Consider the following 25,971-nt stretch of genomic DNA (forward strand, 5'->3'; position numbering starts at 1 on the left):
GCCTGGACGCAGCGGCTCAATCCTAGCTCTGGCTTCTTGCCCAGCGGAACGGACATCATGTTTGTCCCGCCACTGTGACGACGTAATCAGGCACGGCCAATCTCGGCTCGCGGATTGAATCTCTCTAGCCGGTCACACGCAACGCGCTGAGCGCGCCGAAAAAGCTTTCGGCGCTGAGGGGCTTGGTGACGAACAGGTCCGCGCCCGCCTCGATCCCCGCCGCCCTGTGCTCGGGCAAGGCATTGGCGGAGATCATGATGATCGGTGTTTGAGGCCGATCCAGACCCTCCTCGTGCTGTCTGATCCGATGGATGGCGGTCAAACCGTCCATCACGGGCATCTGCATATCCATGAGGATCAGATCGAACGCCTGGGTCTCATAGGCTTTGCAGGCTTCCAGGCCATTTTCCGTCGATACGAAGTCCATACCCAATTCGCCCAGCAGGGTTTCAATCACAAGACGATTGATCGGGTGATCATCACAGACAAGCACGCGGGTCGCCGACTCTTTGCCAAGATCAAAGATGTCGATCGCGCCGTCGAGGACCTGTGGATCGGGCAACACCACCTTGGCCATGGGTAGCGGGAGGTAGAGCGTGAACACCGCGCCGACGCCGGGCGAACCCTTGCCCTCGAGTCGCCCGCCCATGATCTCGGCCAGTTCTCGGGCTATCGCCAGGCCCATGCCCATCCCCCCGAAACGGCGCGTCGCGCTGCTATCGGCCTGCTGGAACCGTTTGAAAAGGCGCTCTGTCTGGGACGGTTCAAAGCCGACGCCCGTGTCCTCGACTTCAAAACGCCAGACGCCGGGCCCGGCCTCGGTCGCAGCCCGCACCACCAATCTGACATGACCCTGCTGCGTGAACCTGATCGCATTTGAGAGGAGGTTGGCGAGAATCTGGCCAAGGCGCGTGACATCTCCCAGCACCCAGGCCTCGGTCGCCGGGCCCAGGTCCAAGTGAAGCGTCAGGTCTTTTTCTTCCGCCCTCGGTCTCATGACGTCTGCGATCGCGTTTACCGCGTCGTTTAGCCGAAACGGCTCGGGCACCAACGACAGACCCGTTGCGTCTATCCGGGCCAAGTCGAGGATATCGGAAAGCAGGCGGCTCAGCATCAGGCCGGAACGATGGATTGTGTTGGCCATTTCGCGTTGACTGGTCGAAAGCTTGGTCTTGGCCAGAGCTTCGGACAGGGCGTTCACGCCATTCAGCGGCGTTCGGATCTCGTGGCTCATATTGGCGAGGAACTCGGCCTGAGCGCGGTCCGTCTCGGAAAGGCTGCGGGCGGCACGCCGGATGCTCTGAGCCATCAGACCGGCCAGCGCCACCAGGACGATCACGACGCCGCTGATAACCCAGACCGTCTGTCCAAGCAGATCGCCGCCAGGATGCCGGGCTGTCCAGACCAGGGTGATTGGCGCGGCTCCTCGAACGGCCCGAAAAACGGCTCGAGCCTCTCCACGCCGAATCCTGCTGATATTCGGTTCAAGACGAAAATCCTCCAGCTGGTAACGTTGCTGAAGCGCGGCGACACTGGCGTCAGCAACGAAGCCACCCCCTATCACGATAGCCGATCGCGCAGTCCGGGACGCGACCTTGCCGCCGTCCGGGGGCACCAAGCTCGCGATCCACATATAGCCGCGCCCCTCCCGAACTTCGCTTCGTGAGATCACCACGGATCGGGCGAGCCTTTCGTTCAGGGTCGAGGCAGCCCCGGTCGAGACCGGCCGTTCCCGCTCGAGGTCGCGCATTTCGTCGATGATGGGTTGCGCCATGCCGCGCAACTTCTGGCGATCGAAAAGGGACAAGGGCGAAGTGTCCCGCCCGGCCCAAACGGCCAGGTCGTCGCCGTCCACAATGATGTAATCCCAGATGCCGACGCTCTGATGTAGATTGACGGCGATGTTTCGGTCGGCCCAGCGTTCGTCCAGCTGGCTGGCCAGGTTCAGCACGGTGTCGTCCCGAACGGTCAGGGCGACCAAGGCGCGACGCATCTGCTCGACCTGTGCATCGATGCTCCGGCGAACCAAAAGTTCCTCATGGAGTCGAACCTGGCGGTCGACCTGGCGAGCGCCCAGAACGAGGCTGACAACCAGGAGGGCGACCGCAGTTAGCGCTAGAACTGTCAGCGGCCAGACGGGGACGGAAACGGTCTTTCTATTCTTCAAGGCTGATCCCAGCGCAGCTTTCGATCACCCGACACATTTATTACAGACCATTCATGAGACTAAAGATTTTATATTCGAACTGGGTGGAAAATCTCAATATTAGCTCGCCTCAACAATCCATAAAATACTCGATTTATCCGAATTTATTCAAATTCCAAAATTACTCTGGTCTGATTATTTGGCGGCGACCAGCGCAGTGAGGGAAACGATCCCCACCTGTGTTGAGTGGCTTTCGGCGAAACGTGCTGCTCGAACTGTTGCTGGCCGGAGAACTGAGCCGCTGCTCGTGGGATCAGTCGCACTTAGTTTTTCGGGCACTACGCCCGGCAAGTTCGCAGGGTGGTTGTTTTCTGCCAGAACGCCGCCGGGCTATCCGATGCGGCTGCCACCCATGAGCCGACCTTGGTACGCTCCGAGAACACGACCGTCGCAGAGCGGGCGTTCCAATGCGCTACTTGGGCGCAGGTGGCGATTGAGCCCGCAGATAGGCGATAACATCGGCGCGCGCCTGTGGGTCGCTAAGACGAAACGCCATGCGCGTTCCAGGGACTAGTGCGCGCGGGTCCCGGAGCCATCGGTCGAGATTGACGCTCGTCCAGACGATCCGCGATCGCATCAAGCCGGGCGAGTAGTCATAGCCGACGGCAGTCCCTGCCCGGCGGTCGTAAACACCCCGATGGGCCGGTCCAACACGATTTGCATCAAGCGCATGGCAGCCTTCACACCGCTCTTCATAAACGATTTGTCCATGCGCGATGTCGCCCCCGCCATCGCCCATCCGCCCGGGAACGTTTGAAATGGCGGCAGCCGCCGCCAGAAGAAGCCAGGAATTCACGATCACCCCCAAGTGGGGCCGACCCCCGCAGCCGATCAGGCCAGTGGGATCGGCCAGGTGGCTCAGCCGCCAAAAGTCAGCGGCATGGCGGGAAGCGCATCGCCCAGCGCCTGAGACAGCGCCGTCCAATGCATGACTTCGTCAGCCGCCAGACGGGCGCAGACTTGGGCGAAAGCTTTCTCATGAAAAGAGGGCATCACACCGATGTAGGCGTTGGCCGCCCCACGCTCGAGCCTCTGCGCCAGGCGCAGGATGTCAGCCTGCGACTTGACCGCTGAAAGGCCAAGTCCGGCGGCATAGTCGCTCATAGACTTGGACTGGACGGGAACGCCGCCCAACTTGGTGACCGCCGTGATCAGGGCGTCCCGATGGGCCTTGTGGTGTCCCTGAAACTGCACCGCCACATCGAGAACCGGCTTCTGCAGCAGCCCGCTCTCGGCGCCGGCCTGGTAGGCGGCGATCGCTTCATGCTCGAGGCCCAGGGCGACGTTGAGAATATCGACGTCACCACGGGAGGCATCCTTGGCTCTGGCCATGGCCGGCGATCCGGCCAGGACACCAATCGCCGCAACGGACAGAACGCCAAGACTGCCCGCCCGCAAGGCGGTGCGACGGCCGGGATTGTCGAGAGCATTGAAAGAACTTGGCATCCTTGGTCTCCGTGAGCCTGAGGCGGTGGGTTCCGCTTCTGATACGGGCTACGGCGGCGTCAGCGGATTTGGATGCCGATCCTTCAAAAAATTCCGGCCGAAGCGGCGAGCCTCCAAAACTTCGGCCAGCCTCGTCGAGCCGCTCAGTTGTTGTTTGCTACAGGGCTTTAGGCTCGTACACCTTGATGCTCAGGACCGCCGACGTCGGAACTGAGCATGGCCCGCGTGCGATCAAGTCTCGAGAATGGCGAGTTGAGCCTCGTTAAAGTGGCGTCGGTCGCCAAGGCCTTTCCGCCGCCAGGGGCGCGCTGACGCTGGCTGGGAACTACAGTCAGAATAGGCCTCGGCGAACAAATTTCTTTTGCCTGCATCCCTGACCTCACAGCGCCCGTAGTCGCAAGGAACGTCCGCCTCCCCCAAGGGAGCGCCGGTCGCGCGATCGTCAGCGGCGGGTCACCCCCCACCCAGCATCTGCCGCCCGGCGCGCGATTTCTCCCGAGGCGGACGGGGCTAGGTTCGCGTGCGGCGCTCCGGACCTGGCCTCAACACGTCACCGGGAGCGCGATCATGAGCAAGACAGGAGACACATCGCGCCAGCGCCACTTGGGGCGGCGCGTCGTGATCACAGCAGCTGTCCTCCTGGCCCACCTGACTGCAGGCGCTTGGCTGGCTCTTGCGCCGGTGCCAATGCCAGGGATGGAGAGTCCGGAGGGCTCGGCCATAAACCTGTCCCTGGCGAACCTCCCCCCGGCTGACGCGGACTCGTCGCAGCCAAGCCCGTCGGACAAAACGTCGAGGCGCCCTCTGCAAAGTCAAACCTCGCCGGCGCCGCCCGCCAGTCCCACGCCCCCAGAGGATGGCCCAGAGTCTCCTGTAGCCGACCCCGCTGATGACGACACCGCCAGCGTCAGCGCCCGACCCTGGATCATCGGCGTAGACGAGCCTTGCGACATGGTCAGCGGCGTCGAGGCCCGAATGCAGGCCGACCCGGCGGTGTTGAAGGCCCTTAGCGCATTGCCCCCCGACGCGCGCTCCGTCGCCAATGCCGTGATGCTTTGGGACGGGGCGTGGACGCTTGGCCCCTCGCCCTCTGCAGCCCTCGTAGCGCTCGATCAAGGGCTTGGGCGGGCATTGAACGGAGCGCCACCAGGCTGCCTTGACGCTCAAGTGTTTGGGCCTCGACTTGTCACGTTGCGCGACGCGCGTGGGGCGACCTTGCTCGTGATCGGATCGGGCGAATGGCGCTGGTCGCAACTGAGCGCTGTCGGCCTGCCGGCCCAGTGGGCCGTGAAATAAATTCTACCGCCCGGCATCTGGAATGGGGCGTGCCTCGATATCCAGTACGAGCGACGGTCGGTCCTGGTTTCTCCTAACGACTGCTCCTCAGCACGACATGCAGCGAGGACAATCATGAAGAATAAGCTCTTATCAGGGGTGGCCACGACCGCCGCACTGCTAGGCATTCTGGGCGCCACGCCCAGCTTGGCCTCAAGCCACCGTGAGGCGCCGGGTATCACCAAGTCACCCAAGGTCGACGGCACCGATTTCTACATGTTTCGTAGCTACGAGCCGGGTCGCGACGGGTTCGTGACTTTCATCGCCAACTACCAGCCACTGCAGTCGCCTTACGGCGGCCCCAATTACTTCACGATGGATCCGGACGCAGTCTATGAGATCCACGTCGACAACGACGGTGACGCCAACGAAAATCTGACGTTCCAGTTCAAGTTCAACAACACCCTGCTGAACGACAAAGGCGTCCAGCTGACCATCGGCGACAAGACCCTTCCGATTGCGCTGCGTGCGGTCGGCCCGGTCAAGGCTCCGGGTGACGCCACGCTCGGCGAAAGCGAAGCCTACAGCTTGACTGTGATCAGCGGCGACCGTCGCTCGGGCACTAAAGTAACGGCCACAAATGGGACGACCGGCGCATCCACCTTCGCCAAGCCGCTCGACAATGTTGGCCTCAAGACGATCAGCAACTACCCCACCTACGCCAAGCAGTTCGTTCAGCCGGTGAACCTCAACCTGCCCGGATGCTCGACGCCTGGCCGCGTCTTCGTGGGTCAGCGCGCAGAGGCCTTCGCCGTGAACCTGGGCGAGGTCTTCGATCTCGTGAACCTGGTGCCGATCGAGGGCGACAGTGCGGCCGGAGCCAAGGACGGCAAGGGCTTCCCAGGCGGCATCACCCAGGACCGCAATGCCCATGACGATCTGATTGGAAAGGCCAACGTCACCTCCATCACGCTGGAAGTGCCGATCTCGTGTCTGACCGGCACAGGCAACGGCGTCATCGGCGCCTGGTCGACGGGCAGCTTGCCCCAGGCGCGCCTTCTGGACCCTCAGCCCACCTACAAGGCCCCGGCCCTGCAGGGCGGCGCCTATGTGCAGGTCTCGCGTCTGTCCCATCCCCTGGTCAACGAGCTGGTTATTGGCCTGCCGGACAAGGACCGCTTCAACGGTTCCAAGCCCAATGGCGACGGCCAGTTTGCTGACTACGTGACCAATCCGACCATCCCGGCGATCCTGGACGTCCTGTTCCGCGCGCCGGTAAACGCCACGCTTGGCACGAGCTTCACCAACCTCGCCCCAACCAACCTGCCGCGCAAGGATCTGGTGGCGACCTTCCTGACGGGCATTGCAGGCGTCAACCAGATGAAGGCGGTGACGGCCTCCGAGATGATGCGCCTGAACACCGGGATCAATCCCACGCCCCGCGCCTCGCAGAGCCCGTTCGGCGTGGCTGGCGATGACTTGGCCGGTTATCCGAACGGTCGCCGCCCTGGCGACGACGTGGTCGACATTACGGTGCGCGTCGCCATGGGCCGGCTCTGCCACCCAGTGCCTGTCAACGGCAAGTCGACCGACCTCGGCATCTGCAAGCCGGGCGACGCCGTGACAGGCCAGGTGCCGTTTACCGACGGCGCGCCCCTGAGCGCCATGGATGTTCAGAACGCCTTCCCGTACCTCAACGATCCGATCCCGGGCTCGCCCGGCACCGCGCACAAGTAGGGGGCGGGCCATGCGAGCAATCATCCTGCGCCGCGGCGCGATCGTCGCAGCCTTGGCTGTCGCCGCCAGCGGGCTAACCGCCTGCGGCGGCGGTGGCGGTAGCACGATCATCACACCACCCCCGCCTCCGAAGCTGGAAGACGGCTTCGGCTCGGGCTTTGGCGCTCTCTTTCGTGCCGCGCCCAACAGCGAACCGGGCAAACCCCAGGCAAGCGACATCAAGGCCGTGGACCCCACAGCCACCCCCGTCGCTCTGAAATAGGCGCCTATGCTCCCGGACAGCCTCGCTGTCCGGGAGTACTTTTTGGACGGAGAACCTTGATGGCTTCGCAAGCTGCGGCCTTGGCTGCCCTGGCCATCGGCCTGTCGCTAACCGCTGAGGCCAAGGCCCTGGACCTGCCCATCCAGCCGGCCGCCGATCCGGCGCTGGAGCTCGCGGAGCCGGCTCCGACTGGCGTCAGTTCGGTGACAGTCATCGGCCGTCGCAGGAACCTGGTGGGCGAAGCGATCTCCGCATCCGAAGGCTCAGTGGGCCAGGTGGAGATCGCTGCTAGGCCATTGCTGCGCACGGGCGATCTGCTCGAGTTCGTGCCGGGGCTGATCGCGACCCAGCACTCGGGAAGCGGCAAGGCCAATCAATATTTCCTACGCGGATTCAATCTGGATCACGGCACAGATTTCGCCACATCGGTCGATGCGATGCCGGTCAACATGCGCACCCATGGCCATGGGCAAGGCTACACGGATCTCAACTTCCTGATCCCCGAGACGGTAGAAGAACTGACCTATCGCAAGGGTGTCTACTACGCCGATGTCAGCGATTTCTCCTCGGCTGGATCAGTCCGGTTTCATCTTGCCGAAACCGTGCCGCAGGGTGTGGCCGAGATCACGGTAGGAAAATACGGCTATCGACGAGGCGTCGTCGCCGACTCCGCCAAGGTTGGTCCAGGCGACCTTCTCTACGGCCTCGAGGTTCAATCGCTGAAGGGGCCATGGACGGATATCAATGAAGACGTTCAAAAGGTCAGCGGGCTGCTCAAATACAGCGGCGCCCTTGGCGGCGGCCGCGCTCATCTGACGCTCATGGGCTACGACAATAGCTGGAACTCACCCGACCAAATTCCCCAGCGCGCTGTTCAAGAGGGGCAGATCTCGGAGTTCGGATCGATCGACAAGACGGTCGGCGGCGATGCGTCTCGCTACAGTCTGTCAGGCGGCTGGAACGGGCCGGCCTTGGGCGGACAATTAAACGCTCAAGCCTACGTGATCTCATCCAAGCTCGACCTGTTTTCCAACTTCACCTACTTGCTCGACGATCCCGTCCACGGCGACCAATTCGAACAGGTCGATGATCGTCGGATCTACGGATTGGAAATCTCCCAGCAATGGGACCACGGCGCCAATCGCTGGCGGATCGGGGCCGACGGCCGGTATGACGACATTCAGCAGGTTGGTCTTTTCCACGCCCAAGCCCGTCAGCGCCTCGATCCGGTTCGCGATGACCGGGTAAGAGAGGGAAGCATTGGCCTCTTCGCAGCCAATGAGCACCGCTTCAACGCTACGCTGCGTAGCTATGTCGGCGTGCGCTACGATCACTACGACTTCGATGTGGATTCCAAAAGTATAGCAGCCAACTCGGGCGATACTGAGGACGGCAAAGCTTCGATCAAGGCTAGCCTGGTTTACAAGCCAAGCACACCGGTGGAACTTTATGTCAGCTATGGTCAGGGTTTTCATTCCAACGATGCGCGTGGGACCACAATCACGGTTGATCCCGTTAGCGGCGATCCGGCCGAACCCGTCACACCGCTGGTGCGTTCGGTCGGCGGCGAAGTCGGCGCGCGACTCTTTTTGAACGATCAACTGCAAGCCACCGCAGCGGCCTGGACGCTGGGACTGGACTCAGAGCTGCTGTTCGTCGGCGATGCTGGCAACACGGAAGTCAGCCGGCCCAGCCGTCGCGAGGGCGTGGAACTGGGGCTGTACTATTTTCCCAGCAAGGCGGTCAGCGCCAATCTTGAGGTGTCTTATTCGGATGCCAAATTCCGCGATAGCGACCCGGCAGGCGACAAGGTTCCAGGTTCAATCCCGCTGGTGATCAGCGCAGGCGTGTCGGGCAAGTCGCAGTCAGGCTGGCTGGCCAGTGCTCAGGTTCGCTACTTTGGTCGCTATCCCCTTATTGAGGACGCAAGCGTCAAGTCCGAGGGCTCTGCGCTGGTCAATCTCCGCGTCGGCCGCGACTTCCGGCGCGTCGGACTTTATCTCGACGTCCTCAATGCGCTCAACAGTAACGACCATGATGTCGATTACTATTATGCCTCCCGACTAGCCGGCGAACAGCCGGAAGGCGTCGAAGATGTGCACTATCATGTCTTCCAACCTCGCAGCGTGCGGGCGAGTCTTCGCTATAATTTCTAGGCGGCGTCACCGACCGGCACGTCCACCCGCTCGAGCCCCGCTCGATGCGCGTGGGCGTGAAGCGGCTCTATTGAGACTGTAACGATCGTCGCGACACAACCGTTAGGCGGCCAGGATCGGCCTTGGCCTGAACTCGACCCTGGTGACGCGACGGCGGCCCTCAACGCGAGCCAGTTGGACGGCCACCTCTACGACGCTGTGGACGTACTCGATGATCTCCGCCCGGCCCAGATTCGCGCCGGACTGCATCACCATCAAAGCGATCTGGTCGAGCGCGGCGGCGGGGGTATCGGCGTGCACAGTGGTGAGTGAGCCCGGGTGCCCTGAATTGACGGCGCGCAAAAAGCTAAAGGCTTCGGCGCCGCGCAGTTCGCCCAGAATGATTCGGTCGGGCCGTAGCCGCAGCGAGGCCTGAAGAAGATCTTCCGCCTTGATGCGCGCCTCCCCCTGCCCGCCACGTGGCGCCAGGAGGCCAACCACGTTGGGCTGCGCGCAACGGACCTCGGGCGCGTCCTCGATGAGGATCAGGCGCTCATCGCTGGGGATTTCCTCGGCCAAGGCGTTGAGAAAGGTGGTTTTGCCGCTCGACGTGCCGCCGGAGATAACGATGTTCTTGCGCGCCCGAACCGCCCTTTTAAGGAAGGTGGTGACTTCGCCCGCGTCGAGCAGAGCCTGCAGATCTGCATCCTCGTCCTGGCTGGACAGGGTTACGGCGCTATCGAGGTTGAAGTCTTCCAACCGCATGTTGCGCACGGCAGGCTTTCGGATGGCGATCGCCATGTCGCCGCGCGTAGCCGGCGGCGCCACGACCTGGACACGCTCTCCACTGGGCAAGGCGGCAGCCAATAGCGGATGCTCTCGGCTGACACCCTGATCGGCTGCGGCGGCGACCTGGGTCGCAAGCCGCCAGAGACACGGCGCGTCCAGCTCCGGAACGATGTGAAGACGCAGGCCCTCCCCTAGACGCTCGACCCAGACTTCGCCGGGGCGATTGACCAGGATGTCCGTGACATCAGGCGCGGCAAGCCAGGGCGCCAAGGGTTTCAAATAGGCGTCGAGATAGACCTCGCCCTTGGCTCGGACGTTCATTGCGAGAGATCCGGAACCGCAGAGAAGTCCAGATCCTTGGCCACGAAGATGCGGACCGGTGCGCCCTGCGCCACCTTGATGGTTGGCGACAGCGCCGTCGGTCGCGCCGCAGCGGTCCCAAGACTGATCGCGTCCTGAGTGGAACCGATGATGATCTGAGAACCGCCCTGATTGGATAGACCCGTCACAGCGGCATTGATGACCGACAGGAGGATGGAGCCACCGAACGCCTCAAAGAAATGGCGGTCTACCTTGCCCTCAAGGCCCGCACGTCCCAGAGGGTCGGCGCCAGGCGAGCCGATCTGGATCGCCGCGCCGTCGGGTCGCACGATCCTGGTCCAGATCACGAAGGCGCGCGTCTGCCCCTGAGCAACGGCGCTACGGTACTGCCCGATGGCCCGGCTTCCACGCGGAATAACCACGCGGGACCCGTCAAAGCTTCTTACATCCTGACTCACGACCGCGCGGGCGAACCCGGGCAGATCTGAGTTCAACGCAGTCTCCAGCACCGCTGGGATGGTCGCACCCTGAGGCACGACGAATTGCGGATGAACGATCAAACTCGCCTTGGCCACGTCGGCTTGGCCACCGCCGACACGCTCTGCGAACTGCTCATCAGCATTGAGGCCGTTGGTCGAAGCCTTGGCGGCGAGCGCCGCGCCCGAGGTCGCCGCAGCGCCCGGCTGAGCGCCAGACGGGCCGGCGCTGAAGTCGACCACCAGGGCCGGAGCGCGTCGGTGCTCGAGATCCGGCCCCAACGCGCCTGCACTTGCAAAATTGGCGTTCGGCGCTGGAAAGGCCAGGGCGGTGGCGTTGAAAGGCGGTGGTGCGAAGTCGGTCACCGACGCTGGAATCGGCGGCGGCTCGCGAGAGGCGCGCTGCAACGCCGCGAGCTCGGGCGGCGCCTCGGCGCTGATCGGCGCCTGGATCGGACCGCGCCCGACCGGCGCAGTCGTCTTGGTCCCCTGGCGATGCGTCGACATGGCGATGAAAACCACAGCCCCGGCCAAGACCGCCGCCCCCACGGTCAAGGGCCCTGCTAGACCTCTGGGCGCACGCGCGACGTTCGGTCGAAGGTCGTCGGCGGCGCCGAGTTCGACACTAACGTCCGGCATCGGCGGTGTCGGGTTCATGGCTTGCCTCCAGAAGGCTTGAGGCTGCCCTGATGAGGCTTGGGCGCATCCGGTTCCAAAGCAGGCGGCGCCCAGGCGTCATTGATGAGAGTCGTTACCGCCTGACCGTTGCGAAGCACGAAGCGGCGCGCGACCTGCTCCACTATGAAGTATCCGTTTCGCACTGTGTAATTGACGAGACTTTCGGCGCCATCATTGTTGAGAAGGAAGATCGCCGGCGTCTCCGACGCTTGCGGCCATCGGAAATAGGTGAAATGGCCATCGTCAAAGACAAGGGCCGGCAAGGCTTCGCGCGCGCCCAGATAAGTATAGGCGATGTTCTTGCGAACGGGCTCGATCTCGGCGGGCCGCGCGGCGGCCGGCTTCGGGGTGTCCTGCGCTGGGTAGATAAAGCGCACCACATAGGTGATCGCGTCAGCCTTCAGTCCTGCCGCGGCGACGGCCGTCAATCGAAAGACATAGCGGCGCTGATCGGTCACCACGGTCATGTTGGTGGCCGCCACGGCGGTGATCGGCTTTATAAACAGCAGATTAGCCCGCTTGTTGGGCGTGATCTGCCAACCCAGGCCATCGCCGATCGAGACGTTTTCGATCCGCTCGTCTGGCGCGAACTCCAGCATCACTTGATAGTCGAACACCGCCTTTAACTCGACGACTTGATCGGCGTCATAGGCAAGCGTTCGTATGCGCGCATCGCGCACGCCCGGCTGAGGCGTTTGGGCCGCCAGGCATGGGTTCGCGAAGGTCAGCAGCAAGGCCACGAGGAGCGCGCGCTTCATGGGATCACGTTCCCCATGCTGTCGAAGCGGGCCGTTCCGGCGCCGACGGCCTCCGCGTCGCGACGATAGGTCAGAACCTGGAAGCCCAGGGGGTTGGTCGCTCTATCGGCCATCCGCATCGGCGCGCCGCTGTAGCGATAGGTCAGCACCGCGCTCCAGGCGCGCCGCTCACCGACATCGGCTCCCGCGTCACGTCGCACCGTGTCGAAGCGCACGATCGCGCTGCTTGGCGAGAGAGGCGAGACGCTCTTGATCACCGTGCTCACCACAGTCGACGACGGATAGGTTTTCAAGGGACTGTCTGGATTGGCCCGGTTCAAACTCTGCTGGTACTGCGCCCGCGCTTGGCCCGACGACCAGAGGGTGACCTTTCGATATCGATCGAGGATGTCGGCCATATCGACGGTCTCTCGCGCCATCACGTACTGCATGGCGAAAGACTCCGTCAGAGCCTGGTTTTGGGTCAGGGCGTCCGGTCGCAAGCCGCGCAAGGTTTCAGCATATCCCGTCTGCCGATCGACCAGGACGGTGTAGGGCTCAACCGTCTTCAGCGGGGTCAGCCCCGCCAAGGCGATCGCTTCCAATACGGCCACAGCCGCCGCGGCGCCCGCGATGATCTGCGCGCGTCGTCGAGACGTCCTCAACGTGGCCAGATCATCGATGGCCCAACTGGCGTCCTGCCCGCGCACCAGGGGATCGTGCTTACCAAAAGGGTGCACAAAAGGCTTCATTGCGAGGGTCCTTGCATCGAACGTACGGTCTTGGGCGCCATCGACCGCCGTCCGGAGGTTTGTTGTCGCGGGCCATCCCAGCCCGGCCCGGCAGGCTCTCTGGCCCCGCGCGGGCGAACGTCTGCGGCGCGCGGCGCGCCTTGACCAAGGATCCGCAGCTCCTCGCGGCGATCCTGGGTGGCGACAATGCTGCTTAGCTGATCGGCGCGCGAGGGCGGGATCGCCGGCGGTGCAACGTATACGCTGGGGTTCGCGCTGGCCGCCGCCTGGGTCGTCGCGCGTTGCGGCAGCCGCAGGCCGGTGGCGATCAAACCGCTGGCGATGATTGCGCCCAAGACCACGCCGCTGAACACCATCACGATGACCAGCGTGAAGTAGACCGGGGGCAAGGCGAACTGCTTCTTGGCGATCGTCTCGGCGAGCCCGGCCAAAGCCGGCTCCAGCATCGCAAGATTCACCGACAGGAGAAGGCTCACCGCCAGGGGCACGATCGCGAAGGCCAGGCAGGCGCGGAGCCAACCTTCGGTAAGCCCGCGCGTGGCGTCGAACAGAAACAGGGCGATGAACAGCGGCCCAAGAGCCAGCAGCACGCCAAGCACGATTTTCGCCGCCAGCAGGACGCCGACACTGGCCAGGATCAGCACCATAGCCGCCACATTGAGCAGCAGCGCTCCAAATCCAGCCCCCCCGACGAGCGGTGAAACCTGGCTGGGCGATCGCTCACCATAGGCGGCCGCGGCGTTGGTCAGGCTTTCAAAGGCTTCCTGCAGCCGGCTGACCATCGTCTGCGTCGAGGCGCCTTCATCGGCCGCAGCGCGCAGATAGCTCGCCAGCTGTTCTGGCCCCTGAAACAGGAGGTGATAGACGACCTGCTGATACACATTCCACTGCGTAGCGAGCGCCAGCACTGCGCCCAACTTGACCGCGTTGATCGTGACGTCGTTCAGGCGCAAGCCGCCCTGCCCCAGCATGAGCCGGAACCCGATGAGCGCGACATAGATGGTCAACAGGCTTGTCAGGACAGCCGTGAGCCCCCCAGAGGCGGGGAAGATGGCGTTATAGCCGCTCTCCACCAGCCGTTGGACATGGCAGTCCGCCGCCTCCAGGAGGCTTGGAGCCAGGGGCGCGTCGGACGCGGGCGTGGGGCAGGCCGCAATCACAGAAACGTTCCCGTCAAATGGCTCAGCCAGGCTTCGGGCGCGTCCCCGTAGGTGGCCCGCAACTCGTCAAGGCGGCGAACACTGGACTCTCGCCCCGACAGCAGGATCAAGGCTTCCGGCAGACTGGAGAGATTCAGCCTGGCCACGACACTGTCCTTGCCATGCTTGATCAGAAAGCAACGGGAAGTGTCTGGCAGGCTACGGACCAGCTCGAGCTCGTAGAGCGTCAGGCCAAAGCCACCGCAATAGTCAGCCTCCTGGGCCTTGGGGTTGACCATGAAGATCTGGGTCGCCGACTGCTCGATGATGGCGCTGGAGATCTTGCTCGACAGAGCATCCTGCGCGCTCTGGGTGCAGAAACCCAAGATCGCGTTGCGCTTTCGAATGGTCTTTTCCCAGTCGCGAATGCGGTGGACGAAGACATCGTCGTCCAGCGCCTTCCAGCCCTCATCGACAACGATGATGGTCGGCTCGCCGTCGAGGCGCTGCTCGACTTGATGGAAGAGGTACATCATGGCCGGCGTCCGGGCGATAGGATCGTCCAGGATCTGGGTCATGTCGAAGCCGAGGGTGCGGATGCTGGGATCCAGCGCGTCTTCAGCGTTGTCAAAGAGCCACGCGTAGTCTCCGTCCCCATGCCAAGGCGCCAGGCGCTGCGCCAGGTCACCGGACGTGGGACGGCTCGTCCCGCGGAACAGCTGGGCGAAGTATCTGAGGCGACGAAAGGCGGGCGGCTGACCAAAGTTGGCGTCGACCGCATCGGCGATACGGGCAAGATCAGCCGCGTCCGGAGTTCCAGAACCCATGACCAGCTTGGCCGTCCAATCACAGAGAAAGCGGCGGTTGGTGGGCGTGTCTTCCAGCAGCAGCGGATTCAGCCCCGTCGGGCGACCGGGACGCAGGATGTCGTAGCGGCCGCCGATCGCGCGCAGGAAGATTTCCGCGCCGCGGTCCTTGTCGAAATAGATCGTACGCGGCGAGATCTTCTGGGCCTGGGCCAGAAGGAAGCCCAGGACCACAGTCTTGCCGGCGCCGGAGGGACCGATGACCGTGAAATTGCCCAGGTCACCCCGATGGAAGTTGAAATAGTAGGGGCCGGCAGAGGTGGTCTCCAGAAGCGTGATGGCGTCGCCCCAATGGTTTCCACTCGCCTGGCCGACCGGAAAATTGTGGCAACTGGCAAGACCGGCGAAGTTGGCCGTGGAGATCAACGATCGCCGCGCGATGTATTTAAAATTCCCGGGGAACTGAGCCCAGAAGGCGGGCTCCAGATTCACGTCCTCGCGGACGGCGATCGCACCGATCTCGGTGAACGCCGCCTGGACGTCGGCAACGACCTGGCCCAGGGCAGCGCGGTCTTCATGCTTGACCATCACGGTCAGATGATGCTCGCCAAAGGCCGTGCGTCCGGCAGCGACCTCATCCTTGGCGAGCGTCAGGTCGGCCCGCAGGCTTAGAGCCTCGTCGTCAGCCGCCCGCATCCGCCGAAGCGCCAGGTTCATGCGTTCAAGCGTCGCCTGCCGATCGACGAAGGCGAAGCTCTCGGTCAGCACCATCTCGCAGGGCTGACGGAGCAGATCGTCCAGGACACCGGGCGCGGTGTGCAGCGGGTAGTCCTTGATCGAAATCAGCGCGCCGTAGCGCGAGGTCTTGTTGCCGCTCCCCCCAAGCTCCAGGGTGTCCGCGCCGAAACTGACTCTTCGCTCCGGCACATGGAGGCCAAGGTCCCCGCCGGGAAGTTGCATAGGCCGCGCATCGCCGTTGTAGAGCAGCGACAGGAACTCAAGCGGCTCCGAGCAGAGGCCAAAGCGTTGCTCGTACAGCGTCAGCACCCTGGCGCCGTAAGGCTCTAGGGCCGACAGGAGCAGTTCGCGGCCGGCGTCGAGGTCGATCTTGTCGCGAGCGCGCTGGCCTGCATCGTTCTGGGCTTGAACAGCCTCGGCCAGACCGAGAATCCTGCCCGCCAGACCGCCCGTCATCTGACTGGGCCGGATGATGAGGGTCAGGAAAAGTTCATTGACGTAAAGCTTGCGGGACTGGAGGCGCGCGCGCCACGCCTCATCCAGGAACCGACACACAGGGTCGTCGAAGTCTCCGCCCATCTGGGGGGAGACTTCCCGACGGACAATATGGTGGTAGAGCGCGAAGCGCGGGTTTGCGAGCCCACGGAGCATCGTGTCGCGGACGGTCTTTCGGTAGTTCAGCTCGTCCGCATCGGCTGTCTCGAACGGCAACCCCTGCAGGTGAAGAACCTGCATCAGCCGACCGTCGCGAAGCACAACCGTCGTATCGTCCAGATGGCGCGCATAGGGCAAGCGCGCACCGGCTGGCTCTTCCCGAGCGGGGCTTGGACGATGCGGTGCGCGAAAACGGGCCACTAGGTCACGCCCCGTAGGAGTTGCAGCGCCAGAAGCGCTCATTGCGAACCGGTGGGCAAAGGCGGGCCCGAACCAGCCACATATCGAAGAGGCGAGGCTCGCGGCGGCAAGCCACGTAGCCGACGCCATGCAGTACGACTGCGGCGATCAGCGCCCAGAAACTCTTGCTGATCAGAAACAACTCGACCGTCACCACAGCGTTGAGGATGAAGTAGCTGTAGGTCACGCCGGCGAACATCTGGGGCCGCGTCAGCGCTGTGAAGACCGGGTCGCGCATGAGTTGGGCCATACTCAACCCATCCCGGCTGCGGACTTGACGCCCGCAACGATCGCGGCGGCGCCAAAGACGATGAAGCAGCCCAGGATCACTGTGCCGCCTCTTCGCCAGTCGATCCGGCCGGTCAACATCATCAGGCCCGTCGCGCCCACGGCGATGACAGCCAGCGAGGTGGCGACATTGCCCAGCAGGGTGCCCTGCAACCATCCGACGGCATTGAAGATCACGCCGGAGCCGGCTGGATCCATCGCCGCGCTCTGGGCGTGAGCGGCCGGAGCCAGACCCATTGAAGCGGCTGCGACAACAGCAAATCGATAGAGCTTGGAAGACAGAAATTTCATGATCGATCACTCCAGATCAAGGGGCGGGTGGCGCGCCAGGTTGCTCAACACCGCAACGACATAGCGCCGGGTCTCGCGGTAAGGGGGGACCCCGCCGTAGCGGTCTACAGCGCCAGGTCCGGCGTTGTAGGCGGCAAGGGCCAGGGTAAGATTGCCGTCATAGCGGCGGAGCAGACCGCCAAGGTAGCGCGCGCCGCCGAGCAGATTCTGGTCGACATCGTATGGGTTCACGCCCAGTGCCCGTGCGGTGGCCGGCATCAGTTGCATGACCCCAATCGCCCCGACGGGCGAGATTGCGTCGGCGCGAAAGCCCGATTCCTGGCGCGCCACGGCTTCAACGAGCCGTGGGCTGACGCCGGCGGCGAGCGCGGCCGACTGAATCCGCGCGGAAGGCACGATGCCGCCCAAAGCCCGCACAGGGCGTGACTGAACAAGCTCTCGCCCACCCGTTTCGTCGAACACCATCGGGCCGGAATAGGTTGTTACCTGCCCGGCTTGGCCGATCTCCAGGACTTGAGCCTGAGCGGTCGAGGCGACCACCACCCCTGCGACGAAACAGACAACGATCCGGAGAACCGGTGGCGGGCTTGGCTCGCCCGCCCAAGATCGGGCGTATGACATCAAGGTCCCCGGAGGCTCGACCCCTGAACTGAGGTCATTCGCCTTCACCTACGCCCGGCCCTGTCTGACGGATGCATCCGCGTCCGACGGCTTGCATATTTTCACTGCCGACGGTGTCTGCCCCTCATGGCTTGGCGGGCCCGGCCGGATAACCGAAGGTGAGGCTGGAGAACGTCGTCTCGAAATCCGCCCGGGCGTCGCCCGGCGTCGGCTTTGTCCAAATGACGTTGATCAGCCAAGTGCCACGACGCGGCACCTGAAAGACTGCGCGACCATTCTTGTCGGTCTGGCGAACAGCCAGGGGACGATTGTCGAAGTCCAGATTGGTGAGTTTGACCGTCGCGCCGGCGAGAGGCCTTCCTTCGAAAATGATCCGAACAGGCAACCCCTCGTTTGCAGGCAGCGTATAGGGGTTACGTTCCGGGACGATTTCGAGGTTGAGGCCCATTGGGGTCGTGACCAGGACGTCCGGACCCGGCTGATCCCCAACACGCACCAACGCCTTGGCGCGGCGGCTATAGTATTCTCGGCCCGGCTTGTCGGTCTGCGCATGGGCGTCTCGCCACTTTAGCGCCGGCGCGAGCCCCTCCTCGCGCGCATAGTCGTTGAACCTCAGGGCAGGCAAATCGCTAAAGGTCGGCGTGGTTTGAAGCGCCAGGACATGCACGCCGGACGTCTTGAAGATCAGACGCGTTTCCTCGCCCGTCGGCCCCGAGCGGAGTTCTCTGCGTCGATCAGCATCGCCTGCGCCGCTGCGAGACCGGAAAAGCAAGACCCGCCCCAGATCAATGGGCCAGGCCTGCCGCGAAGGGCCATGGCCGACCTGAATGGACATCGGAACGGCCCCGCCAGAAGCGACCCAGAAGTCTCGGGGCTGGAGCCAGTAGTCATGGGCGCCGGCGACGGCGGGCGCGAGGCTCAGTATCGCGACGAGGGTCAGAGCGCGGGCCTTTCGCAGCATGGAAAATCTCATTGAAAAGGGCTCCCAGCACCAATTGAAAGCCCCTTAAATATCTATTTTTAAAGAACAATTCAATTACATTAACTTTCTGTAATGACGCATCCAGACGCTCGCCGCAGACCGTATTGGATCCGAATGCGTACCCTCTGGAGGTTCCAATCGTGTGGTCTCAAAAACTCTCACGCACGGCGATCACGAGCCTGGCCGTCACGGTTCTCCTGATCGCTGGACCCGCGAGCGCCCATGACGGAACCGGCCTGGCGGGTGGCTTCAGCACGGGATTCCTCCACCCCTTGGCGGGCTTTGACCATATGCTGGCCATGGTCGCCGTCGGCCTTTGGGGCGCCTATCTGGGCCGCCCGCTGGTGGCGGCCCTGCCAGTCATCTTCCCAAGCCTCATGGCATTTGGAGCGCTCCTCGGCATGGCAGGCGCCTCGCTGCCACCCGTCGAGATCGGGATTGCCCTTTCGGTTCTGTTGCTGGGCTTGGCGATCACGTTTCGTCTCAAGCCGCCGAACTGGGCAGCCTGCCTGGTCGTGGCGATGTTTGGCTTGTTCCACGGTTACGCCCACGGACTAGAGCTCCCCTCAGCCGCAGATCCTGTCGGCTACAGCGCGGGCTTTGTCCTTTCGACGGGCCTTTTGCATGTCTGCGGCATCGCTCTGAGCGTCCTGAAGGAGTATAGCTTGGGCGCTCGGATCATGACGGGCACGGGGGGACTGATCGCCGCGAGCGGCGCCTTCTTCATCGTACAGGCGGTAGGCTCATGAGAGGGGGTGCGCTCCCTCCGGCTTTGCTCATGGCCGCTCTTGCGGTGGCGCTTTCGTTCGCGCCCCGTCGACAGGCCCTGATCGCGATCGCGCTTTGCCTTGGTCTATCCGCCCTGCTCTGCACCGTGAGACTACCGAGCGCCTGGACCGAGGCGATCTTCCTAGGCGGATGGCTCAGCATCACCCTGACCGCCGCTCTGGTCCATTGGCCCCACGGCATTGGCGGCAGGCTGGCCCTCGTTGCCGGAGTCAATGCGGGTGTCTGGAGCGGATTGCTGATCGGGCTGGCGGGCCGGCCGCTGGACCTTGTTTTCGCCGCCACGGGTCTTCTCATCATTCTTCCGGGAGCGTGGATGGTTTCGCAGGGCAAGGCGATCATCCCAAAGGTCGCGGCCAGTTGGCTTATGACGATCGCTGTGCTGGCGGCGGTGTTGCCGCTGATCCCCACACCCGGATACACACCAGATCACATGAATTGACGCAGAGGAGCGTCAAATTCATAATGTCAGGCTGCGACGCGCGCTCAGGGCATCCCAAAAGTCCCGGTTGCGTGAAGGACTTGGGCCCAGACGGCCTGGGGTTGGCAGTTAGGAGGCGTTGACGTCATGAGTTTTTCGACGAGCAATACCACCGACCTCGCGCAGGGCGCTTTCGATGAAAAGGCGGCCCGGGCGCGTATCAAGGATTCTGCAGCTTTCCAGATGTCAGCCGATCAGTGGAGCGAGGGCGTAGCGGCGCTTGGCTTGCCCGACGATTCGCCCGCCCCGACAGGGCTCTGGGCCAAGCTGGACGCCCAGATTGACGCGTTGACGCCCCCCCACCACGGCACCCTCACCGTTCGCGCTGACGATGGCGCGTGGGAAGATCTCTATCCAGGCGTGACAAAGCGTCAACTCTACGCTGATCCAGGCCAGGGCTGGCGAGCTGTCATGATCCGCATGGCGCCGGGCGCAACCTTTCCTGCCCACGCCCATGCCGGCGTCGAGGAATGCCTGGTTCTGGAGGGTGAGTTCGAGTTTGATGACGTTACAGTGCGGCAGGGCGACTTCCATCTTGCCTTCCCGGATCGCGATCATCCTGAGATCTTCAGCCGATCCGGGGCGCTGCTTTACATTCGAAGCGTGATTGCTGCCTAGGCCACCAGCTACCCTAGGACGCCGCCAGGCCCTGACGACGGCCCTCCCCCTTTCAGCGCGCATGGATCGCCCGGCCGGGCTGCGGCGAGAGAGCGGTTATGGGGCGCCTGCGGAAGGTAGCCCGCCAGCAGACGATGTTTGGCCGCCGCGGCGCATCCTTCGGGGCGCGGCGGACGTAGTCTCAAAGTGGAATGAGCTATCGCATTTTGGTTGAACAGCCCCGGTCATGATGTCGTCCGTCGTGGCTCCACAGGCGCCATTCGATCTGCGCCAAACGCCATCGGAAGGGGTGACCTGTGAGCGAACTTTCCACGCTTTCGAACGACGGAGACCCCGATTCCGCCGGCGCGGCAGCCCAGCCGTCGCCGGACGACCCACAGGTTGAACTTGCGATCCTCCTGATGCGGGTGTCGCAGGGGGATCGCGCCGCCTTCAAGACGTTCTATGACAACACCAACAGCCGTCTGATGGGCCTTGCCGTGCGGATCCTGTCGCGCCGCGACGCCGCAGAGGACGTCGTACAGGAAGCCTATGTCCGGGTATGGCTCCATGCGGGGAAATACGATCCTTTGCGGGGCGCGCCGATGCCATGGATCTGGAAGATCCTGCGCAATGCTTTGATCGATCGGCTTCGCCGCGACCGCGCGCTGCACGAGGATCTGGACGACTATGTCGACCGCCTGCCCACGCCTGAGCCCCCGACGGCGGCGCGCCTCGACCTCACTGCGGGCCTGACGAAACTTGGGCCCAGCAAGGCCAGGGTTTTGGGCCTCGCCTTCGTCGAGGGGCATACGCATGAGGAGATTGCGGACGACCTAAATATTCCCCTGGGCACGCTGAAGTCCCAGATCCGCCGTAGCCTCGAGCAACTACGACGGCACCTGGACGACGACTAGACGGCCCCGGCGGCTCCCCCTGGGCGCATCAGAATCTCTTGGCGCCCGTAAGTCCGATGGCGCGGCCTGCGCCGATCGTCCCGAAATAGGCGCCATAGATTGTCGACCCGCCAAGCGGATAGCTTTCGAGATAGCGCACGTCAGCGATGTTCTTGGCCCAAGCCTGGATCTTGATCCGGGAAGCGGTCAGCTCGACGCCGAGCTGAACATTGGTGATGCTCACGTTCCCCAGGCGGGAATAGCGACTGTCATCAAGGTGGCCGTAGTAGCCGGAGCGAAAACCATAGTCCGCGCCGACTTTCAGCAGCGCCCCGGCGCCGATCGGCCGGGCATATTCCGCAGCCAGATTGGCGATCCAGCGGGGCGCATCCGACAAGGGCCGGCCGCTGAGATCGCAGCTTGGAGCCGGACTTCTCTCAGGGGCGCAGGGCGCATTCAGATAGCTGTCATATCGGGCGTCGTTGTAGGATGCGCTGCCCGTCAGTTGGAGTTGTGACGTGGGCAACCAATGGGCCTCCAGCTCGACACCGCGGGTTGAAGCCTCGCCGACATTGGACAGGATCGCGCCGAAGAGCCGATTGTAGGTCGCCTGATAGCCGTTGATCTTGGCCAGGAAGATCGCCCCGCGGACCCGCAGGCGTCCCTCCAGGAGGCGTGACTTCGCGCCGATCTCGTAGCTGTCGGTGCGCTCAGGTCGCACGACGAGATCACCTGGCGAGGCGCTGACTGTGGGGTTGACGCCGCCGGCCTTGGCGCCGCGTGCATAGCTTGCATAGAGATGCAGATCCGGGCCCGGGGCAAACGACAGGGCGAGCGTGCCCGAAGGATCGAAATCATCCACCGACACGGCCTGATGATAGGCGGACTGTGCGGCATTGCGGACCCGGTCAACCACCCCGGACTTTTGTTCAAACGTGCCCCGCAGGCCCATGGTGAGATCCAGCCGCCGACTGAACCGCCATGTCGCCTGGCCAAAGAGGGCGGCGCTTTCCGAATCGAGCGCCGAGCGGGTCGAACTCGTCACGCCATTGAAAGCGACAAGGACGGGCGGAGGTGTCGCGGTGTTGCCGAGGAAATTGGCCGCCTGGCGGCCAAAGGCCAGCCTGAGATCAGAGTGCAACGACTGGCGAAAATAGTAGATCCCGCCGACCCAGTCGACCTTGCCGCCGGAATGATTGGCCACCCGGATTTCCTGGCTGAACTGCCAGTAGTCTGTAGGGACCGCTGCGGAATCGTAGGCGTCGGCGCTCGACAGATCGCCATCAAACACCGAGCGATACCGCCAGGCGCGATAGCCGGTAACGGACGTGACGTCGGCTGCGCCCTGATCATAGGTGATGTTGGCGGTGAGGCCGCCCTGCCGCACGGCAACGCGGGCCGCCCCATTGGCCGAGGTGGCGTACCGCTCCCCGCCCAGGATCGCGGTTCCGCCGGCCAGCGCGACGCGGGACAGATAGGTTGATGTCGGCGCGCCGAAAGAGCCGGCCACCAGCAGACAGCAGCTATCGTCTTCGGTGTGATAATCCCCGATCAGGCGCAGACGAAGATCGGTCGAGGGCTGGAACAGAAACTGGATGCGGCCGCCCTGCCGGTCGCTGCCGTTATACCGGGCATGGGTTGTGTCGTTGCGGACACTCCCGGCCCGTTGGGTGTCGTAGACAGACAGTCGCGCCGCAATCCTGTCGTCGAGAATGGGGCCGGATACCGACCCGCGAAGCTGGATAAAGGCGTTACTGCCAGCGGAGGCTTCGAGATTGGCCTCCGGCGAAAAACTCGGCGGCCGCGTGGTGATGACGATGGCGCCGGCGCTGGTGTTCTTGCCGAACAGAGTCCCCTGAGGTCCACGCAGGATTTCGACATCGTCGATGTCCGTCAAATCATAGACCGCCATGCCGGGCCGCCCGAGATAGACCCCATCCATGAAGACGCCGACGCTGGCCTCCAGACCGTCGCTCGCCGGACTGTGGCCAATGCCGCGGATGGAAACGTAGCTTCCGCGTGGATTGAAGTAGCTGATTTTCAAGCTCGGGGAGAGCTGGTTCAGGTCTTGAAGCTGGTACAGTCGCCTTTGCTCGAGCGCGGCCCCTGTATGCGCCGATAGAGAGATCGGCACGTCAGAGGCGTATTCAGGCCTCCGCCTTGCTGTGACGATGACGTCCTGCAGATCGACAGATCTAGCCAGTAAAGGCGCTTCGGCGGCCTCTACCGGGCTTGCCGCCAACAGCATCCACCAGCCCGCAATGCATAGCGCGGGCAAGGAGGTCTGTTTGAGCGTCCGAAAGGCCCCCAAGTGGCACCGCTCCCCTGCCTTGAGCCGGACTGTGCGCATGACCGACGTTCCGCATCAAGGATGACCGGCGATCTAAGTGTCTGCCGCACCGTTTCAGCCTTTCGACGTCGTCCGCCAAAGCGCCTACCGCGACCCTTCGGATCCCCCAGCCTTCTCACGGGCCACCCTGGCGAGGATCGATTGATCGATACATACTTGATGTTAGTGATACCATCATGTAGTTTGAGTCCATCACACGACAGTCGTCCACGTGGCGGAATTTTCGTGTGCCGACCCGTGATGGAGAGGCGTGACATGTTCGAAGACGCGCAGGCCGCCCAGTCTCTTGCGGCGCCTTCTATCGCCCCGGACCCCGCCCGAGACGGCGAAGATGAGGACCTTTTGCACCTTCTAACCGCCACAGGGCGGGGCGACAGGCGGGCATTCGAGCGCCTTTACCTCCGCACCTCGCGCTGCCTTATGGGGCGTGCGATATCGATTTTAAATGAGCGGGAGGCCGCCGAAGATGTGCTTCAGGAAGCCTATGTGCGAATTTGGACAAACGCGGGCAGATTCGACGGCCTGCGCGGCTACGTCATGGGCTGGATGATCAGCATATTGCGCAACACCGCCATAGACCGGCTTCGCCGCGATCGCGTCCTGGCCCGCTATGTCCTCTACCTGGACGAGCTTCCCGACCCGCCGGCCGCGTCGGACCCGATCGAGGACCGCCTGGACCTGAGCGTAGCGCTGAGTGGTCTCGCCCCGGAACATTTGAGCATTGTCCGTCGAGTTGTCGTCCAAGGCTGGACCCAGAGGGAGGTCGCACAGCAGGATGACGTCCCGACCCCGACCACAAAGGCGCGGGCGCAACGCAGCCTGAAGCGTTTGCGGACAGCCTTGACGCAGGACCTAACCGCAGCAGCGCCGATGCCGGACGCTTGTCGGGCGGTCGCATGAGGCCTGCCTCAGTCTGGAGCCCCCTATCCGGGACATGGACCGTCCGAGGGCGCCGTCCGTGACCAACGACGATCCGCCACGCGGGCCCTATCAGAGCCCGCTACGCCAGCGCATGCGCGAGCAGACCTCTCAGATCATTCTGGACGCCGTCGCCACGGTGATCCGAAACTCGGATCTCGCGGCGGTCAGCATCGCGGAGGTGGCGCGGATCGCCGAGGTCACCGAGCAAACGGTCTATCGCCACTACCGGACCCGCGACGAATTGATCCGCGCGTTCATCAAATGGCATCTTGAGCGAGCGGTCGGCGGGCCTGAACTCAAACTGCCTGAAACGATTGACGATCTCCTGGTCTGGTTGGCGGCGCGCTACCGGACCTGGGAAGACGATCGACAGGTGGTGAGCGAGACCTATCTCTCGCCGATCGGCCGTGAGCTGCGCCAACCGCTCTACGAAATCGGCTACCGGAACCTCATCCGGATGCTCGGTCTTGAACATCCGGATTTCGATGACCTGACACGGCGACAAGTCGCCGCATCCATGCTGACGCTTATGAGCACTGAGAACTTCGTGTTCCTGAAACGGAACCTCGGCTACGACGCAGCGGAGGCCCACGCGAGCGTTGTAGCGGCGATCAACGCTATTCGTCGCGGCGCCGGAACCTAAGAGCCGCCCGCGCCTGGACGACGATCATCCTGAGGCTGGTACTGCTGCCGGCGATCGGACCGCAGGCCTGGACTATGATCGCCGCTGGGGCCTTGCCGTCCAGAGCGGCGGGTCAGTATGCCTGCCGCTTTGCAATCTGGCTTAGGATGGCGTTCCAGGTCTCAGGACGAGGCGATATATCGGCTGTCCGCCGATCACTGTTGATCGCCTCCTCCTGGAAGAGCCGCACTTCAATCTGCTCGACCAGGCGTCTGAAGTCCGCATCCTCGCGCCGCCTCGCTTCAGCAACGCCGAGCAGGGGTTGAAGCAGGATGCCAAGGGCCAGATCAAGCGCCAGCGCTTCATCGGCTGACATATCCGGACCCCCAAGCGCAACATCAGCCACTATGAACTCCAGCATTGCTGTCGTATGTTTGAAATCGCACCACATTTTGCCATCAACAACGTTTAGTTTCGCTCAACTCAGCAGAGACGGGGGCTCCCCTGCTCTCCCGGCGCCGGCGGCGCATCAACATCAACGGAAGTTCAGTTTACAGCGCGCTGCCTAAGCGGCCGATCCATTCCCGCCCGCCAGAAGGCAAGCGTTCGGGAGGCGAACGCACCGAATTGCGACCGGTTCCCAATCTCCGAATCGGACATGCTCCGTTGTGAGCGTTCCGGGTCAGGACATGCGGCGGCCGCGTTCCCCAAAATGACCAGTCGAGATCAGCGGCGCGCTCCTTGT

Annotated in this window: 24 protein-coding genes; 9 read left to right on the forward strand and 15 right to left on the reverse strand. The window is 63.4% G+C overall.

The window, feature by feature from the left end; all coding sequences use genetic code 11:
* Positions 1-124 precede the first annotated feature (124 nt).
* From ACW176_RS17545 to ACW176_RS17555, 3 genes are all read right to left on the reverse strand, one after another.
* Positions 125-2,167 (reverse strand): hybrid sensor histidine kinase/response regulator, encoded by a 2,043-nt coding sequence (locus ACW176_RS17545; RefSeq protein ID WP_492110046.1) that lies wholly within the window; start codon positions 2,165-2,167, stop codon positions 125-127.
* A 451-nt stretch (positions 2,168-2,618) separates the two neighbouring features.
* Positions 2,619-2,945 carry a c-type cytochrome gene (locus ACW176_RS17550; RefSeq protein ID WP_492111963.1) on the reverse strand — a complete coding sequence of 109 codons (327 nt, stop codon included), beginning with the start codon at positions 2,943-2,945 and terminating at the stop codon, positions 2,619-2,621.
* Between the two features lie 119 nt (positions 2,946-3,064).
* Positions 3,065-3,652 (reverse strand): ferritin-like domain-containing protein, encoded by a 588-nt coding sequence (locus ACW176_RS17555; RefSeq protein ID WP_492110047.1) that lies wholly within the window; start codon positions 3,650-3,652, stop codon positions 3,065-3,067.
* Positions 3,653-5,062: 1,410 nt separating this feature from the next.
* Between ACW176_RS17555 and ACW176_RS17560 the strand changes: the two genes are divergently transcribed.
* The 3 genes from ACW176_RS17560 to ACW176_RS17570 are packed head-to-tail and all read left to right on the forward strand — an operon-like array spanning position 5,063 to position 9,082.
* The gene (locus ACW176_RS17560; protein ID WP_492110048.1) at positions 5,063-6,664 is read left to right on the forward strand and encodes a DUF4331 domain-containing protein; all 1,602 of its coding nucleotides are present in this window, start codon (positions 5,063-5,065) and stop codon (positions 6,662-6,664) included.
* Between the two features lie 10 nt (positions 6,665-6,674).
* Complete coding sequence (locus tag ACW176_RS17565; RefSeq protein ID WP_419254651.1) at positions 6,675-6,926, forward strand: hypothetical protein; 252 nt, start codon at positions 6,675-6,677, stop codon at positions 6,924-6,926.
* 59 nt (positions 6,927-6,985) lie between these two features.
* The gene (locus tag ACW176_RS17570; protein ID WP_492110049.1) at positions 6,986-9,082 is read left to right on the forward strand and encodes a TonB-dependent receptor; all 2,097 of its coding nucleotides are present in this window, start codon (positions 6,986-6,988) and stop codon (positions 9,080-9,082) included.
* A 102-nt stretch (positions 9,083-9,184) separates the two neighbouring features.
* Here the strand turns inward: ACW176_RS17570 and virB11 are convergent, their stop codons facing one another.
* The 10 genes from virB11 to ACW176_RS17620 form a co-directional block, all read right to left on the reverse strand.
* Complete coding sequence (virB11, locus tag ACW176_RS17575; protein WP_419254649.1) at positions 9,185-10,171, reverse strand: P-type DNA transfer ATPase VirB11; 987 nt, start codon at positions 10,169-10,171, stop codon at positions 9,185-9,187.
* Positions 10,168-11,304 (reverse strand): TrbI/VirB10 family protein, encoded by a 1,137-nt coding sequence (locus tag ACW176_RS17580; protein WP_492110050.1) that lies wholly within the window; start codon positions 11,302-11,304, stop codon positions 10,168-10,170. The genes virB11 and ACW176_RS17580 overlap by 4 nt, the downstream gene beginning before the upstream one ends.
* Positions 11,301-12,083 carry a P-type conjugative transfer protein VirB9 gene (virB9, locus tag ACW176_RS17585; protein ID WP_492110051.1) on the reverse strand — a complete coding sequence of 261 codons (783 nt, stop codon included), beginning with the start codon at positions 12,081-12,083 and terminating at the stop codon, positions 11,301-11,303. The genes ACW176_RS17580 and virB9 overlap by 4 nt, the downstream gene beginning before the upstream one ends.
* Positions 12,080-12,814 carry a VirB8 family type IV secretion system protein gene (locus tag ACW176_RS17590; RefSeq protein ID WP_419254646.1) on the reverse strand — a complete coding sequence of 245 codons (735 nt, stop codon included), beginning with the start codon at positions 12,812-12,814 and terminating at the stop codon, positions 12,080-12,082. The genes virB9 and ACW176_RS17590 overlap by 4 nt, the downstream gene beginning before the upstream one ends.
* Positions 12,811-13,821, reverse strand: a complete 1,011-nt coding sequence (locus ACW176_RS17595; RefSeq protein WP_492110052.1) for a TrbL/VirB6 family protein — start codon at positions 13,819-13,821, stop codon at positions 12,811-12,813. Before ACW176_RS17595 ends, ACW176_RS17590 begins: the two co-directional genes overlap by 4 nt.
* 149 nt (positions 13,822-13,970) lie before the next feature.
* Positions 13,971-16,394, reverse strand: coding sequence for a VirB4 family type IV secretion/conjugal transfer ATPase (locus ACW176_RS17600; protein ID WP_492111964.1), 2,424 nt, complete (start codon positions 16,392-16,394; stop codon positions 13,971-13,973).
* Positions 16,357-16,641, reverse strand: coding sequence for a VirB3 family type IV secretion system protein (locus ACW176_RS17605; RefSeq protein WP_419254643.1), 285 nt, complete (start codon positions 16,639-16,641; stop codon positions 16,357-16,359). The genes ACW176_RS17600 and ACW176_RS17605 overlap by 38 nt, the downstream gene beginning before the upstream one ends.
* A 2-nt stretch (positions 16,642-16,643) precedes the next feature.
* Positions 16,644-16,970, reverse strand: coding sequence for a TrbC/VirB2 family type IV secretion system protein (locus ACW176_RS17610; RefSeq protein ID WP_492110053.1), 327 nt, complete (start codon positions 16,968-16,970; stop codon positions 16,644-16,646).
* A gap of 6 nt (positions 16,971-16,976) precedes the next feature.
* Positions 16,977-17,591, reverse strand: coding sequence for a lytic transglycosylase domain-containing protein (locus ACW176_RS17615; RefSeq protein WP_492110054.1), 615 nt, complete (start codon positions 17,589-17,591; stop codon positions 16,977-16,979).
* A gap of 124 nt (positions 17,592-17,715) precedes the next feature.
* Positions 17,716-18,552 (reverse strand): DUF4198 domain-containing protein, encoded by an 837-nt coding sequence (locus ACW176_RS17620; protein WP_492110055.1) that lies wholly within the window; start codon positions 18,550-18,552, stop codon positions 17,716-17,718.
* A gap of 161 nt (positions 18,553-18,713) precedes the next feature.
* Here ACW176_RS17620 and ACW176_RS17625 point away from each other — a divergent pair, with 161 nt between their 5' ends.
* From ACW176_RS17625 to ACW176_RS17640, 4 genes are all read left to right on the forward strand, one after another.
* Positions 18,714-19,322, forward strand: coding sequence for a HupE/UreJ family protein (locus tag ACW176_RS17625; protein WP_492110056.1), 609 nt, complete (start codon positions 18,714-18,716; stop codon positions 19,320-19,322).
* 29 nt (positions 19,323-19,351) lie between these two features.
* Positions 19,352-19,801, forward strand: a complete 450-nt coding sequence (locus tag ACW176_RS17630; RefSeq protein ID WP_419254638.1) for a hypothetical protein — start codon at positions 19,352-19,354, stop codon at positions 19,799-19,801.
* 126 nt (positions 19,802-19,927) lie between these two features.
* Positions 19,928-20,458 carry a cupin domain-containing protein gene (locus tag ACW176_RS17635; protein WP_419254637.1) on the forward strand — a complete coding sequence of 177 codons (531 nt, stop codon included), beginning with the start codon at positions 19,928-19,930 and terminating at the stop codon, positions 20,456-20,458.
* Positions 20,459-20,754: 296 nt separating this feature from the next.
* A complete protein-coding gene (locus tag ACW176_RS17640) occupies positions 20,755-21,354 on the forward strand; it encodes an RNA polymerase sigma factor (RefSeq protein WP_419254636.1) in 600 nt (199 codons plus the stop codon).
* Positions 21,355-21,382: 28 nt separating this feature from the next.
* Here the strand turns inward: ACW176_RS17640 and ACW176_RS17645 are convergent, their stop codons facing one another.
* Positions 21,383-23,683, reverse strand: coding sequence for a TonB-dependent receptor (locus tag ACW176_RS17645; protein WP_492110057.1), 2,301 nt, complete (start codon positions 23,681-23,683; stop codon positions 21,383-21,385).
* A 255-nt stretch (positions 23,684-23,938) separates the two neighbouring features.
* On the opposite strand from ACW176_RS17645, the gene ACW176_RS17650 reads away from it, so the two are divergent.
* Positions 23,939-24,583, forward strand: coding sequence for an RNA polymerase sigma factor (locus tag ACW176_RS17650; protein ID WP_492110058.1), 645 nt, complete (start codon positions 23,939-23,941; stop codon positions 24,581-24,583).
* Positions 24,584-24,641: 58 nt separating this feature from the next.
* Positions 24,642-25,247 (forward strand): TetR/AcrR family transcriptional regulator, encoded by a 606-nt coding sequence (locus ACW176_RS17655; protein ID WP_492110059.1) that lies wholly within the window; start codon positions 24,642-24,644, stop codon positions 25,245-25,247.
* 112 nt (positions 25,248-25,359) lie between these two features.
* Here ACW176_RS17655 and ACW176_RS17660 read toward each other — a convergent pair whose 3' ends face one another.
* Complete coding sequence (locus tag ACW176_RS17660) at positions 25,360-25,602, reverse strand: hypothetical protein (RefSeq protein ID WP_492110060.1); 243 nt, start codon at positions 25,600-25,602, stop codon at positions 25,360-25,362.
* Between the last annotated feature and the right edge of the window lie 369 nt (positions 25,603-25,971).

This window comes from Caulobacter sp. FV1ye13L, from assembly GCF_058681155.1.

Bases quoted from the DNA above. Each gene is read 5' to 3' on its own strand.
- ACW176_RS17600 (WP_492111964.1), bottom strand. From the start codon at position 16,394: ATGAGCGCTTCTGGCGCTGCAACTCCTACGGGGCGTGACCTAGTGGCC.
- virB9 (WP_492110051.1), bottom strand. From the start codon at position 12,083: ATGAAGCGCGCGCTCCTCGTGGCCTTGCTGCTGACCTTCGCGAACCCA.
- ACW176_RS17645 (WP_492110057.1), bottom strand. From the start codon at position 23,683: ATGCGCACAGTCCGGCTCAAGGCAGGGGAGCGGTGCCACTTGGGGGCC.
- ACW176_RS17590 (WP_419254646.1), bottom strand. From the start codon at position 12,814: ATGAAGCCTTTTGTGCACCCTTTTGGTAAGCACGATCCCCTGGTGCGC.
- ACW176_RS17650 (WP_492110058.1), top strand. From the start codon at position 23,939: ATGTTCGAAGACGCGCAGGCCGCCCAGTCTCTTGCGGCGCCTTCTATC.
- ACW176_RS17570 (WP_492110049.1), top strand. From the start codon at position 6,986: ATGGCTTCGCAAGCTGCGGCCTTGGCTGCCCTGGCCATCGGCCTGTCG.
- ACW176_RS17555 (WP_492110047.1), bottom strand. From the start codon at position 3,652: ATGCCAAGTTCTTTCAATGCTCTCGACAATCCCGGCCGTCGCACCGCC.
- ACW176_RS17580 (WP_492110050.1), bottom strand. From the start codon at position 11,304: ATGAACCCGACACCGCCGATGCCGGACGTTAGTGTCGAACTCGGCGCC.
- ACW176_RS17610 (WP_492110053.1), bottom strand. From the start codon at position 16,970: ATGAAATTTCTGTCTTCCAAGCTCTATCGATTTGCTGTTGTCGCAGCC.
- ACW176_RS17620 (WP_492110055.1), bottom strand. From the start codon at position 18,552: ATGCTGCGAAAGGCCCGCGCTCTGACCCTCGTCGCGATACTGAGCCTC.
- ACW176_RS17630 (WP_419254638.1), top strand. From the start codon at position 19,352: ATGGCCGCTCTTGCGGTGGCGCTTTCGTTCGCGCCCCGTCGACAGGCC.
- virB11 (WP_419254649.1), bottom strand. From the start codon at position 10,171: ATGAACGTCCGAGCCAAGGGCGAGGTCTATCTCGACGCCTATTTGAAA.
- ACW176_RS17605 (WP_419254643.1), bottom strand. From the start codon at position 16,641: ATGGCCCAACTCATGCGCGACCCGGTCTTCACAGCGCTGACGCGGCCC.
- ACW176_RS17660 (WP_492110060.1), bottom strand. From the start codon at position 25,602: ATGTCAGCCGATGAAGCGCTGGCGCTTGATCTGGCCCTTGGCATCCTG.
- ACW176_RS17565 (WP_419254651.1), top strand. From the start codon at position 6,675: ATGCGAGCAATCATCCTGCGCCGCGGCGCGATCGTCGCAGCCTTGGCT.
- ACW176_RS17635 (WP_419254637.1), top strand. From the start codon at position 19,928: ATGAGTTTTTCGACGAGCAATACCACCGACCTCGCGCAGGGCGCTTTC.
- ACW176_RS17615 (WP_492110054.1), bottom strand. From the start codon at position 17,591: ATGTCATACGCCCGATCTTGGGCGGGCGAGCCAAGCCCGCCACCGGTT.
- ACW176_RS17550 (WP_492111963.1), bottom strand. From the start codon at position 2,945: ATGGGCGATGGCGGGGGCGACATCGCGCATGGACAAATCGTTTATGAA.
- ACW176_RS17560 (WP_492110048.1), top strand. From the start codon at position 5,063: ATGAAGAATAAGCTCTTATCAGGGGTGGCCACGACCGCCGCACTGCTA.